At 72.7% G+C, this 12,313-nt stretch carries 12 protein-coding genes; 4 read left to right on the top strand and 8 right to left on the bottom strand.

Features of this window, described 5'->3' with window-relative positions; all coding sequences use genetic code 11:
• Window positions 1-69: 69 nt before the first annotated feature.
• Window positions 70-789 carry a histidinol-phosphatase gene (hisN, locus tag HDG69_RS11070; RefSeq protein ID WP_171784045.1) on the top strand — a complete coding sequence of 240 codons (720 nt, stop codon included), beginning with the start codon at window positions 70-72 and terminating at the stop codon, window positions 787-789.
• Window positions 790-808: 19 nt separating this feature from the next.
• Here hisN and HDG69_RS11065 read toward each other — a convergent pair whose 3' ends face one another.
• Genes HDG69_RS11065 through HDG69_RS11055 form a run of 3 tightly spaced genes read right to left on the bottom strand, consistent with a single transcriptional unit; the run spans window position 809 to window position 3,266 of the window.
• Window positions 809-1,309, bottom strand: coding sequence for a DUF6912 family protein (locus HDG69_RS11065; protein WP_171783819.1), 501 nt, complete (start codon window positions 1,307-1,309; stop codon window positions 809-811).
• Between the two features lie 14 nt (window positions 1,310-1,323).
• Window positions 1,324-2,622, bottom strand: coding sequence for a CpaE/TadZ family protein (locus tag HDG69_RS11060; RefSeq protein ID WP_171783818.1), 1,299 nt, complete (start codon window positions 2,620-2,622; stop codon window positions 1,324-1,326).
• Complete coding sequence (locus HDG69_RS11055; protein ID WP_171783817.1) at window positions 2,619-3,266, bottom strand: hypothetical protein; 648 nt, start codon at window positions 3,264-3,266, stop codon at window positions 2,619-2,621. Before HDG69_RS11055 ends, HDG69_RS11060 begins: the two co-directional genes overlap by 4 nt.
• A 200-nt stretch (window positions 3,267-3,466) precedes the next feature.
• On the opposite strand from HDG69_RS11055, the gene HDG69_RS11050 reads away from it, so the two are divergent.
• On the top strand, window positions 3,467-3,676 hold the full coding sequence (locus tag HDG69_RS11050) for a helix-turn-helix domain-containing protein (RefSeq protein WP_171783815.1): 210 nt from the start codon (window positions 3,467-3,469) through the stop codon (window positions 3,674-3,676).
• A 41-nt stretch (window positions 3,677-3,717) separates the two neighbouring features.
• Here HDG69_RS11050 and HDG69_RS11045 read toward each other — a convergent pair whose 3' ends face one another.
• On the bottom strand, window positions 3,718-4,269 hold the full coding sequence (locus HDG69_RS11045) for a hypothetical protein (protein WP_171783814.1): 552 nt from the start codon (window positions 4,267-4,269) through the stop codon (window positions 3,718-3,720).
• Between the two features lie 153 nt (window positions 4,270-4,422).
• Here HDG69_RS11045 and HDG69_RS11040 point away from each other — a divergent pair, with 153 nt between their 5' ends.
• Window positions 4,423-5,214, top strand: coding sequence for a LysM peptidoglycan-binding domain-containing protein (locus tag HDG69_RS11040; RefSeq protein ID WP_171783813.1), 792 nt, complete (start codon window positions 4,423-4,425; stop codon window positions 5,212-5,214).
• Window positions 5,215-5,253: 39 nt separating this feature from the next.
• Here the strand turns inward: HDG69_RS11040 and HDG69_RS11035 are convergent, their stop codons facing one another.
• On the bottom strand, window positions 5,254-5,463 hold the full coding sequence (locus tag HDG69_RS11035; RefSeq protein ID WP_171783812.1) for a hypothetical protein: 210 nt from the start codon (window positions 5,461-5,463) through the stop codon (window positions 5,254-5,256).
• A gap of 106 nt (window positions 5,464-5,569) precedes the next feature.
• Between HDG69_RS11035 and HDG69_RS11030 the strand changes: the two genes are divergently transcribed.
• Window positions 5,570-5,866: an Rv3235 family protein gene (locus HDG69_RS11030; RefSeq protein ID WP_171783811.1), complete on the top strand. Its 297-nt coding sequence runs from the start codon at window positions 5,570-5,572 to the stop codon at window positions 5,864-5,866.
• Window positions 5,867-6,050: 184 nt separating this feature from the next.
• On the opposite strand, the gene secA is transcribed toward HDG69_RS11030, so the two are convergent.
• The 3 genes from secA to HDG69_RS11015 all read right to left on the bottom strand — a co-directional run bounded on the left by secA (window position 6,051) and on the right by HDG69_RS11015 (window position 12,274).
• A complete protein-coding gene (gene secA, locus HDG69_RS11025) occupies window positions 6,051-9,008 on the bottom strand; it encodes a preprotein translocase subunit SecA (RefSeq protein WP_171783810.1) in 2,958 nt (985 codons plus the stop codon).
• A gap of 155 nt (window positions 9,009-9,163) precedes the next feature.
• Complete coding sequence (locus HDG69_RS11020; protein WP_171783809.1) at window positions 9,164-10,747, bottom strand: cation:proton antiporter family protein; 1,584 nt, start codon at window positions 10,745-10,747, stop codon at window positions 9,164-9,166.
• 6 nt (window positions 10,748-10,753) lie between these two features.
• Window positions 10,754-12,274, bottom strand: coding sequence for a potassium/proton antiporter (locus HDG69_RS11015; protein WP_171783808.1), 1,521 nt, complete (start codon window positions 12,272-12,274; stop codon window positions 10,754-10,756).
• Window positions 12,275-12,313: the final 39 nt, after the last annotated feature.

Below are 12,313 nucleotides of genomic sequence, written 5' to 3'. Positions count from 1 at the left end.
CACGGGCACGGACGCACGTACGAGGACGACCTGCGCCTCGCCCACGTCATCGCCGACCAGGTGGACTCGATGACGATGGCCCGGTTCCGGGCGGTGGACCTGCACGTGGAGACCAAGCCCGACCAGACCCCCGTGTCGGACGCCGACCGCGGGGCCGAGGACTTCATCCGCGCCCAGCTCGCCCGCGCCCGGACGCGGGACGCGATCGTCGGCGAGGAGCTCGGCGAGTCGGGCAGCGGTGCACGCCGCTGGATCATCGACCCGATCGACGGGACCAAGAACTTCGTGCGCGGCGTCCCGGTGTGGGCGACGCTCATCGCTCTCGCCGACGGCGACGAGGTGGTCGTGGGGCTCGTCTCCGCCCCCGCCCTGGGGCGGCGCTGGTGGGCGGCCAAGGGCTCGGGCGCCTGGACGGGCAAGTCCATCGCGGCGGCGACGCGGATGCACGTCTCCGGTGTCTCCTCGCTGGGCGACGCGTCCTTCGCCTACTCCTCCCTGGACGGGTGGGAGGAGCGTGACAAGCTCAACGGGTTCCTGGACCTGACCAGGGAGTGCTGGCGCACGCGCGGCTACGGCGACTTCTGGTCGTACATGCTCGTGGCGGAGGGAGCGGCGGACATCGCCGCCGAGCCGGAGCTCGAGCTCTACGACATGGCCGCGCTCGTCCCCATCGTGGTCGAGGCCGGAGGGCGTTTCACGTCGCTCGACGGCGCGAGCGGCCCGTGGGGCGGCAACGCGCTGGCGACCAACGGGCTGCTGCACGACAAGGCCCTCGTCTACCTCGGCTGAGGCCCCCCGGCGGCAGAGATCAGGCGGAGCGCGGGATCTCGTGGACCTCGGTGGCGTCGTACCAGAGCAGGTCCCGCTCACCGACGCGTTCGGTGAGGACCTCCAGCGCGGCGTCGTCGGCCGAGTCCACCGCCGCCAGCGCCGCCCGGACGTCGCTCGCCGCAGCGGGCTCGTCGACGTGGATCGCCTCGACCGTCGTGCCCGGGACGGCCACCACGTCGACGCCCGACGGGACCGTCCTGCTCCCGGTCGCGGTGACGGCGTCGTCGGGGACGTCGACGGTGATCACGACCCGCAGCGGGACGGCGTCGCCGCGGCCCACCACGAGCACCAGGGAGGCGTCCGCCGCAGCGAGGAAGGCCGCGTACTCGTGCGTCTCCACGTCCTCCTCGGGCAGGGTCTCCACGAGGGCGGTGGTGACGGCGTGCGCCCCACGGGCCGGGACGTCCCACCGGGCACCCCTGGACGTCACGGACAGAGCATCGAGGTCGTCGAAGGTCGCGGGGACGTAGAGGCGCATGAGCCCAGTGTGCCTCAGGCCGGCACGGGTACGCCGACCCTCTGCCGGACGAGCGCGGCGAGGTCGGCGAACGCCAGCCGGGCGGGCGACGACGGCGCACGCTCGGCCAGGGTGCGTCCGGCCAGGAGCGCCGCGTCGAGCGCGGGCCCGTCGTCCGGGACCGCGTGCACCTCGCCGACGCCGGCATAGCGGGCGAGGGCGTCGGCGACCGCACGCTCGGGGTCCGGGCCGACGGCGGAGGACCGCACCCTGTTGGCCACGACGACGCGTGCGGCCGGGACGGGCACCGGGGCCTCGGCCAGGTCCTCCAGAGCACGCACGAGGCGCTGGATGCCCACCGGGTCGGCGGCGCCGACGACCACGACGACGTCCGCAGCCTGCAGCGCCGCGAGCGTCGCTGCGTTGCGCTGCGGGGCGTGCGTGTCGTACATGAGCAGCTCGTCGGCCTCGATCAGCGGACCGCAGTCCACCACCGTCCAGTCCGTCAGCGACCGCGCACGCTCGAGCACCACCTCCAGCGCGCTGGCCGGCAGCTCGGGCCACCGCGCGGCACGGGTCATCCCCGTCAGGACGCGCAGCCTCCCCTCGACGACGGGAGCGTGCTGAGCGAGGGTCGCCAGGTCGAGGGTGCCGTGAGCGGCGGCCCGGGCGACGGCCGCGAGCCCGGGGGCGTCGTCGAGCAGACCCAGGCGAGAGGCGATGCACGACCCGTAGGTGTCGGCGTCGACGACGAGGGCCGACTGCGTCGGTCCAGCCGGCGCCTGCTTCCGGGCCTGCCGACGACCTGGTCGTCGTCCGCCGAGACCTGCCAGCTCGGCCGCCAGCTCGACGGCCGTCGTGGTCCGTCCCGGCGCGCCGACGGGCCCCCAGACGGCCACGACCGTCCCGGCGCGTCCCGGGCCGGCGTCACCGGTGGCGAGGCCCGACAGGTCGATCTCCGAGGTGGCGAGCGGGTCGTCGACGCGCGCGGTGTCGCGCACGGCGTCCAGGAGGCGCGGGTCGGCAGGCCCGTCGAGGACCGCCTCGAAGCCCAGCGCCTGGAGCCTGTCCGCGGGTCCGTCGTCCGCGAGCGCGACGACCCGCGTGCCGGCACCGTGCAGGCGACCGACCGCCTCACGGTCGAGGCCGGGCAGGTCGGCGGAGACCAGGGCGACCTGCCCCGCTCCCGCGGCGGCCGCCGCCAGGAGCTCGGTCAGGTCCCCGCAGCGTCGCGTGACCTGGGCCCCGGACCCGGGGGCACCGAGCGCCAGCACCACGTCCGTCTCGGCAGGCCCGCTCACCGCGCAGAGCACGGTGACCTCGGCGGACGTCATGCGCCGGTCACCGGCACGACGGCGACGTGCCCGTCGGCGCCCAGCGCGGCCAGGACGGGGGCCAGGTCCTCGGAGCCGACGAGGACGTGGAGGGTGCCTCGGTCGGCCAGCACCAGCCCGCCGTCGGAGACGTCCACCTGCTCGACCACGACGTCGGCCACCAGCGGGGCCGGCTCGGGCTGCTCGGCCCCGCCGTGCGCCGTGGCCGGGACGAACCACAGGTCGACGACGGCGCCCTCGCGGATACGTTCCGAGAGCCCTGCTCCGACCGGGACGGCGACCGACCGCACGTCGACCGCCGTGGCGTCCCCGAGCGCGGTGACGGCGACCAGCTCCCCGTCACCGACCACCCGCAGGGCGACCTTCCCGTCGGGCGGCCCGGCGTCGACGCGCAGGTAGCGGTCCGCCTCGGCACCGAGGTTGACGTCGACGGCCCGCAGCCGCGACTCGTCCACGGGTTCGCCGGGGGTCAGGGTGCCGGCGGCGGCGTAGACCGGGACGGTACGGTCGGCGTCGGCGACGACCCAGGAGCCCAGGGCGACGGCGAGGGCCACCAGCACCACACCGATGACGAACCGGGGATCACGCCAGGTCGGGCGGCGCAGACGCGGGGCTACAGGGGCCGGGAGGGCTTCTCTGCTCACGGTGGTCCTTCGGAGTCGTCCGGACGCGTGGCGGTGTCCGGTGCGGGTGGTCGGTCCGTCGGGCGCGAGGCAGGCTAGCGACCGGCGGACCGCCGACGGCGGCGCGATCCATCATCCGGGACGCCCGCACCGAAGGGAAGCATCCGCCACCCCCTGTGGACAACCGGCACGAACCGCTACCCGTGTGGGAAGATCACGACATGGCCAGCCGATTCCTCTCCCTCGCCGAGGTGCAGGAGATCCTCAGCATCTCCGCCGCACAGGCCTACTCGCTCGTGCGGTCCGGCGACCTGCCGGCGATCCAGGTGGGACCGAAGAAGGTCTGGAGGGTCGAGTCGGCCAAGCTCGAGGAGTACATCGCCCGGCAGTACGACCGCACCCGCGCGCGGATCGACTCCGGGGACCTGTGAGCCTGCCGGCGTCCTCCCGCCGCTGAGTCCTGCCGCGCCGCTCACGCCTCGCTGACGCGCACCAGGGCGGCGAACGGGACGACACGCACCTCCCCCGCCGGAGTGTCGAGCTCCACCACGTCGAGGTGGTCGGCACCGACCCGGGCGACCCGCCCGAGGAGCGTGCGGGCGGTGGTGCGCACCTGCACACGGGCGCGGTCCCGCTGGAGTGCCCGCAGCGCGGTGCCGAGCCCGAGACCGTCGGTGCGCCGGCTCGACGGCGTCGCGTACGGCCCCAGCCCGGTGACGCCGACGACGGCGGCCAGCGGCACCAGGTGCTGCACCCGTCCGCCCTGCGCCCTGCGCGCGTCGAGCTGGAACCACGAGGTCGCCACGCGGGCGAGACGTCCGGCGAGGACCTCGCCGTCGCACAGGTCGATGCGCACCGGACGCCCCTGTGCAGCGCGCAGCCGGTCCACGAGGGGGACGGAGGCCTGCTCGGCGCGCGTGAGCTCGGCGACCGCGCCGTCACGCTCGGCCGCCTCCTCGGCCGCGAGCTGCGCCTCGAGGTCCGCGAAGAGCAACGTCCAGCGCGCGGCGCCCGGGGTCGTCACCTGCCACTCCCTCCCTGCCCGGACCGGCCGGAGCGGGTCCAGGATGCCCTCCCCCTGGACAGGATCGCCACACTGCGATTCAATATCTGCCATCCAGCAGCATCAAACGCTATCAACCAGCATGATCATGGCAGATCCGATGGAGGATGCCCGATGGACGGCAGCGCGACGACGACCCAGGGAGCTCGCCGCAGGGCTCCTGGGTCGACCAGGAGCACCGCCGGCCTGCTCGCGGTGCTCGCCGCGTCGGCCGGCGCGGTGGCTCTGCTGGGGAGGCGGGCACGCGACGTCGTGCCGACCGGCCCCGAGGCCGCCGGGGCGCTGCGCGTCGACGACTGGGTCGAGCTGGTCGTGCTGGCCGCCGGTCTCGCCGCCGCGACCTGGGTCCTGCTCGGGGCCACCGCCGCTCTGGTCGGTGTCGCCGCCGTCCGCAGAGGTCGGGCCGGCCGAACCACCGACAACGTGGTGGGCCGCTGGGCACCAGGCGTCGTCCGTCGGCTCGCCCGTGGGGCCGTCGGCGCGAGCCTCGGGGCCGGCATGGCGCTGACACCGGCAGCAGCCCTCGCCGACGACCGACCCGCACCCGGTGACGGGCCCGCCGCCGTCGTCTCCCTCGGGTGGGAGACCACCTCGCAGCAGCCGTCTCCCCCGGTGCAGGCCACCGACGACGAACGACCCGTGGCGCCGGACCCCCGGCCCCCGACCGAGAGCACGGACGACGACGTGACCGACGCCCAACGGGCCTCGAACCAGGTCGACGAGCAGGACGAGGTCGTCGTGGTGCGAGGGGACACGCTGTGGGCGATCGCGGCCCGCGACCTCCCCCCGGACGCCTCGGACGCCGACGTGCTGCGTGCGGTGACCTCCTGGCACGACGCGAACCGCGACGTCATCGGGGACGACCCGGACGTCATCCTGCCGGGGCAGGTTCTGCGTGCACCCTGACCGACCCCCCGAACCCCGCTGAGGCCCACTCAGGCCTACTCAGGCCCACTGACGACGACCGACGCCCGGCCCGAGCACGACCCGCACCTCTCCCGGAGTCACGATGACCGCGACCACGTCCGAGAACGCCCTCCCGACGAGCACCGCCTCCCGCCGTCTGCGCACCTCCACGCCACCACGCACCCGCAGACCGGCAGAGCCACCCCGCGCCACCACCAGACGCCCCGCACCGGCTCGGCGGGTACGCATCGGCACCGTCCCTGCGGAGCCCGTGCCGACGCCCGGCCGCCCGTTGGTCGCGGACCAGTCACCGTCACCCCGGCTGCCTGACCCGACCGCGATGTGCGGTTCGGTCGTGCGTGCCGCCGTCGAGGTGCTGCGCGGCGAACGCCCGGCGACGCACCTCGCGCGCTGGGTGACCCCCCAGGTCCTGGACCAGCTCGTGCACCGTGCGCGCCTCGTCCAGCCCGGTCGCGGCACCGGGCGCACCGGCGTGCCGGTCACGGTGCGGCGCATCCGCACCGTGCGACTCGGTGACGGCACGGCCGAGGCGACCGTGGTCCTCGAGGACGCCGGGCGGGTCCGGGCGGCCGCCGTCCGGCTCGAGGCGCGCCGAGGCGTCTGGCGCGTCGCCGTCCTCGAGCTCGGCTGATGGCTCGAGGCACTCGCCCGCAGCGGAACCGCAGACTCAGCCGATACCAGCCCGGCTGAGGCGGAGGTGCAGCGCAGGGTGAGGGCCGAGGCACGAGGCACTCGCCCGCAGCGGAACCGCAGACTCAGCCGATACCAGCCCGACCGTGTCAGGCTCCCCGCGGGCCCTCACCCCCGGGCGAACCTCACTCGTTGACGCCGTGGCACATCTTGTACTTCTTGCCCGACCCGCACGGGCAGTGGGCGTTGCGCGGCGTCCCGGGGAACGTCCGGCCGTCGGCGTTGGCCGCGGAGGCCTCGCCGTGCAGCGCGCGGCGAGCCGACCGGGTGTCACCGCCGGAGGACGGGGAACCGTCCTCCCCCGGAGCCGAGTACTGGAGGTTCTGCGGCGGCTTCGGGGTCTCGAGACCCTTCGCGACCAGCACCGGCTCCTCCGCACCGCCGAACGCCGCCGGGACCTCCGGGCCGTCGGGAGCCGCCGCCGGCTCCTCCTGCGGGCTGTCCTCGATGGCGTCGGCGCCGACGACGGTCGTGCTCCCCGCCCCGATCGCCTGCGCGGCGGACGAGCCCGCGGTAGCGGCCGCAGCCGTCACCGAGATCGCCGGCCCGTCGCCGGCGGAGTCTCCGGACTCCTCACCGGCCTGCTTGACCTCGACCTCGAGGTTGAACAGGTAGCCGACCGACTCCTCCTTGATGGCCTCGGTCATCGCCTGGAAGAGCTGGTAACCCTCCCGCTGGTACTCGATGAGCGGGTCGCGCTGGGCCATCGCGCGCAGGCCGATGCCCTCCTTGAGGTAGTCCATCTCGTAGAGGTGCTCGCGCCACTTGCGGTCGAGGACGGAGAGCACCACGCGACGCTCGAGCTGACGCATGGCGGGCGAACCGAGGGACTCCTCTCGGGCGTTGTACGCCACACGGGCGTCGGAGAGCAGCTCCTCGAGCAACATCTCCTGCGTGATGCGGTCGCGGCCACCGGCCTCCTCGGCGACGTCGTCGACGGTGATCGAGACCGGGAAGACCGAGCGCAGCGCCGTCCAGAGACCGTCGAGGTCCCAACCCTCGGCGTTGCCCTCGTCCGCCGTGCCCTCGACGTACGCGGTGACGACGTCGGTGAGGAAGTGCTGCACCTGCTCGTGCAGGTCCTCCCCCTCCAGGACACGGTGGCGCTCGTCGTAGATGACGGTGCGCTGCCGGGACAGGACGTCGTCGTACTTGAGGACGTTCTTGCGGATCTCGAAGTTGCGGGACTCGACCTGCGACTGCGCGCTCTGGATGCCGCGCGTGACCATCTTCGACTCGAGCGGCATGTCGTCGGGGAAGCCCGCCCGGCCCATCATCGTCTCGGCGAGACCCGAGTTGAACAACCGCATCAGGTCGTCCTGCATGGACAGGTAGAAGCGGGACTCGCCCGGGTCGCCCTGTCGTCCCGAACGACCACGCAGCTGGTTGTCGATACGGCGGGACTCGTGGCGCTCGGTACCCAGCACGTAGAGCCCGCCGAGATCGACGACCTCCTCGTGCTCGGCGGCCACCGACTCGGTCGCCTTCTCCAGCACCTCCGGCCAGGCAGCCTCGTACGCCTCCGGGTCCTCCGTCGAGTCGAAGCCCCGTGCCGCCATCTCCGCGACCGCGGTGAACTCGGCGTTGCCACCGAGCATGATGTCGGTACCACGGCCGGCCATGTTGGTCGCGACCGTGACGGCACCCTTACGGCCGGCCTGCGCGACGATCGACGCCTCGCGCTCGTGCTCCTTGGCGTTGAGGACGTCGTGCGGGACACCGGCCTTCTTGAGCAGCCGGGACAGCAGCTCGGACTTCTCGACGCTCGTGGTGCCCACGAGGACCGGCTGGCCCTTGGCGTGCCGCTCGACGATGTCCGCCACCACCGCGTTGAACTTGCCCTCCTCGTTCTTGTAGACGAGGTCGGGCTGGTCCTTGCGGATCATCGGACGGTTGGTCGGGATCGGGACCACGCCGAGCTTGTAGGTGCCCTGGAACTCGGCCGCCTCCGTCTCGGCGGTACCGGTCATGCCGGCGATCTTGTCGTACAGGCGGAAGTAGTTCTGCAGGGTGATCGTGGCGAGGGTCTGGTTCTCCGCCTTGATCTGCACACCCTCCTTGGCCTCGATGGCCTGGTGCATGCCCTCGTTGTACCGCCGCCCGGCCAGGATGCGGCCGGTGTGCTCGTCGACGATCATCACCTCGCCGTTCAGCACGACGTAGTCCTTGTCGCGCTTGAACAGCTCCTTGGCCTTGATCGCGTTGTTGAGGAAGCCGATCAGCGGCGTGTTGAGCGACTCGTAGAGGTTGTCGATGCCGAGGTAGTCCTCGACCTTCTCGATGCCGGGCTCGAGCACGCCGACGGTGCGCTTCTTCTCGTCGACCTCGTAGTCGGACTCCCGGTGGAGCCGCTTGACGACCTTGGCGAACTCGACGAACCACCGGTTGGTGTCGCCCGCGGACGGACCCGAGATGATCAGCGGGGTCCGGGCCTCGTCGATGAGGATCGAGTCGACCTCGTCCACGATCGCGAAGTGGTGGCCGCGCTGGACGAGGTCGTCCGGGGACCAGGCCATGTTGTCGCGCAGGTAGTCGAACCCGAACTCGTTGTTGGTGCCGTACGTGATGTCCGCCGCGTACTGCTCGCGGCGCTCGGCCGGGTTCTGGCCCGAGATGATGACACCCGTCGTCATCCCCAGGAACCGGAAGACCCGGCCCATCAGCTCGCCCTGGTACTTGGCGAGGAAGTCGTTGGTGGTCACGACGTGCACGCCCTTGCCGGTCAGGGCGTTGAGGTACGCGGCCGTCGTCGCGACCAGCGTCTTGCCCTCACCGGTCTTCATCTCGGCGATGTTCCCGAGGTGCAGGGCCGCGCCACCCATGAGCTGGACGTCGAAGTGACGGTGACCGAGCGTGCGCCGGGCAGCCTCACGGACCGTCGCGAACGCCTCCGGCAGGAGCTCGTCGAGCGTCGCCCCGTGCTCGAGCCGCTCCTTGAACCGCCCCGTCTCCTCGGCCAGCTCGGTGTCGCTGAGCTCGAGGAAGCTCGGCTCGAGCTGGTTCACCTGCTCGGCGAGTCCGGTCAGCTTCTTGAGGATCCGGCCTTCGCCCAGACGGAGGATCTTCTCGAGGATCGCAGGCACGCAGTTCTCCCGTGTCGGTGGTGCCCGGGAAACCTCCCGGGCCCGTTCGGCGGCATCGACCAGGGCCCGACGACGGCGCCGTCGTCCCGGTCGCACCGCCTGTCATCCTATTCCCCCGTGGCGGGCCCCGGGGCCAGGTTCGCGACCGACGAACGTCACCGCTCGGTGGACAGCGCCTCGGCGGCCCGGTCGGCGAGCTCGGCGCCCGCGGCACCGTAGAGGTGGAACACCGCGTCCGCCCCGTGCCGACGCAGCTCGGCGGCGTCGTCGTCGTACCGGGCGATCGCCGCCACCTGCCCGTCGAAGCCCGCCTCCTGCAACCGCGACAACGCGATGAGGTTCGCGTTGTGGAACGGCATGGTGAGCACCGCCATCCGCACGTGGCCGGCGCGCTTGACCCGGGCCCAGAACTCGAGGTCCGTGGCGTCGGCCAGCACCACGTCGACACCCTGTTCCCGCAGCGCGGCCACCCGCTGCTCGTCGTGCTCGACCCCCACCACGTGCAGACCGTACTCGTCGCGGAGCCGGGCACAGGCCGTGGTGCCGACGCGGCCGAGCCCCAGCACCACGGCATCCGCGTCGCCGATGTCGACGAGCCGGTCGTCGGGGTGCAGGGACGCCGGGTCCTTCGCCGGGAGGAAGCGGGTGAGGGCGGAGGCGATCTCGACCCCCCGCCGGTTGACCACCGCCGCCAGCACGAAGCTCATCGCCACGGCGAGGGAGATGACGATCAGCCAGTCCTCGTCGAGCATCCCCACGTCAGCCCCCACCGCGGCCACGATGATGCCGAACTCGGAGAAGTTGCCGAGGACCAGCCCGGTGAGGATCGCCGTCCGGCGGCGCAGTCGCAGCATCCACAGCAGCAGCGCGAAGCCGGCCGCCTGCAGCGGCAGGAGGAGGAGCAGGCCGGCCGCCATGCCGAGGTGCTGGAGGGTCGGCGTGCCGTGCAGCCCGATCTCGAGGAAGAACGCGACCAGCATGAGGTCCTTCAACGACATCAGCGACCGGGACATCTCGCCGGAGCCGGAGTGCGAGGCCAGCAGCATCCCCATCACCAGCGCACCGAGGTCACCCGAGATGCCCAGGTGCTCGAACAGGTAGAAGCCCGGACCGAGGGCGAGACCGACGCCGAACAGTACCTGCAGCTCCCCGTGCCCGACCGCGTCCCAGATCCGGTGCAGGACCCTCCGGGCGGGGACGAGGAGGACGAGCAGCAACGCCCACGGGCTGGGCGGCTCTCCGGTGGCGAGCACGATGAACGCGACCGCAGCGATGTCCTGCATGATGAGGATGCCGACGGCGACCCGCCCGTACAGGCTGGTGGCGTCCGACCGGTCCTCGAGCACCTTGATGACGAACACCGTCGACGAGAACGACAGGGCGAACCCGACGAGGGCCAAGGTCTGCAGGGACTCGCCGCCCAGGAGCGCCGCACCGGCGACGGCCAGCAGACCGAGGAACCCCAGGCCGATGACCACGCTGAGCGCCATGTGCGTCGCCATCGTGATCCAGATCACCGGCTTGGCGAGCGTCCGCACGTCGAGCTTGAGACCGATGGTGAAGAGCAGCAGCGCGACGCCGACCTCCGCGATCGTCTCGATCCCGGGCAGGTGCGGTGCACCCGCCATCCCCAGGGCGAACCCTGCCACCAGGAACCCGACCAGCGGCGGCAGCTTGGCCAGACGTGCCAGCAGCCCTCCGGCGAACGCGGCTCCGAGGTACAACGCGAGGACGTCCATGCGCCGTCAGCCTTTCTGGTTCGGGTCGTGCGGTCGCTCGTCGACCACGTCGTGCGGTCGCTCCTCGACCGCCTCGCCCCGTGCCCACGCCGTGACCTGACGGGCTGCGTCGGGACGGTGGGGCACGATGAGCAGGAGCACGTCGCCGGGTACCAGCACCACGGGGGCCTGGGGTGCGAGCGCCTCCTTGCCGCGGACGACGGCGGCGATCGTCCCGCACGGCGGGACGACGGCGGCGACGGCGCGCCCGACCAGCGCCAGGTCCGTCCGCACCGGGACCTCGAAGAGCTCGGCCCCGGTCCCTGCGAGCGGGCGGCCCGAGGTGACGGGGTCGAGGTCGTGCGGTGTCGCCTCGATCCCGAGCACGCGCGCGACCCAGCGGATGCTGACTCCCTGGATCGCCGCGGACGTCAGCACCACGAAGAACACGACGTTGAAGATGAGGTCGCCCTCGGGGTAGCCCGCCACCGCGGGGAACGTCGCCAGCACGATGGGGACCGCACCACGCAGCCCGACCCAGGAGACGAAGAGGATCTCGCGCCACGAGTACCCGAACCAGACCAGGCACAGCCCGACGGCGAGCGGGCGGGCGACGAGCACCAGCACGACCGCCACGAGCACGGCGGTGCCGGCCACCGGCGGGAGCTGGGACGGGAAGACCAGCATGCCCAGCAGCAGGAAGAGCCCGACCTCGGCCGTGTTGGACAGGCCCTCGTGGAAGGTGCGGATCTCGCGCCGGTGCAGCGTGACCTTCGCACCGACCACGAGCCCTGCGATGTACACCGCCAGGAAGCCCGAACCACCCACCAGGGCCGCGGTCCCGTAGGCCAGCCCGGCGATCCCCAGCGCGAGCACCGGGTACACCCCCGTCGGCCCGAGGGCTGCCCGCGACAGCATCCAGCTGCCCGCCAGCCCGACGAGCGCGCCGACCAGCACACCGCCGAGGATCTGCGTGACGCCGAACACGACCCAGTCGGTGGGGTCGGGACTCCCCGTGAAGGTCGCGACGAGCCCGACGGTGAGCATGATCGCGACCGGGTCGTTGGCCCCCGACTCGACCTCGAGCAGCGCGGACATCCGGCGCGGCAGGGGCGAGCGCCGCAGCACGGCGAAGACCGCGGCGGCGTCGGTCGAGGAGACGACCGCCCCGATGAGCATCGCGGTCAGCGGGTCCAGGTCGAGCAGCCACCATCCGGCGAGCGCCACGACGGCCGCGGTGACCACGACGCCGGCGGTGGCCAGCACCAGCGCGGGACCGGCCGCCCGGCGGACGTCCCCCGGCTTGGTCGTCAGCCCACCCTCGAAGAGGATGAGCAGCAGGCCGACCGTGCCGAGCGTCTGGGCGAGCTCGACGTCGGAGAGCCGCACGAGGCCGAGGCCGTCGTCGGCGACGAGCATCCCCAGGACGAGGAACAGCAGCAGTCCTGGGATGCGGACCTTCCCGGCGAACCCGGCCGCCAGGATCGCGGCGACGAGCAGGGCACCGGCAGCGAGGATCCAGACGTCCGCGGGAAGGCCTGCTGTCATCCGAACTCCTCCCGCGCGCGACGCATCGAGCTCGCAGTC

Origin of the sequence: Isoptericola halotolerans (assembly GCF_013149785.1) — a bacterium.
In the GTDB taxonomy this organism is placed as follows: Bacteria; Actinomycetota; Actinomycetes; order Actinomycetales; family Cellulomonadaceae; genus Isoptericola; species Isoptericola halotolerans.
Note: the sequence above shows the minus strand (reverse complement) of the source record. Positions and strands in the feature narration are given on the sequence as shown.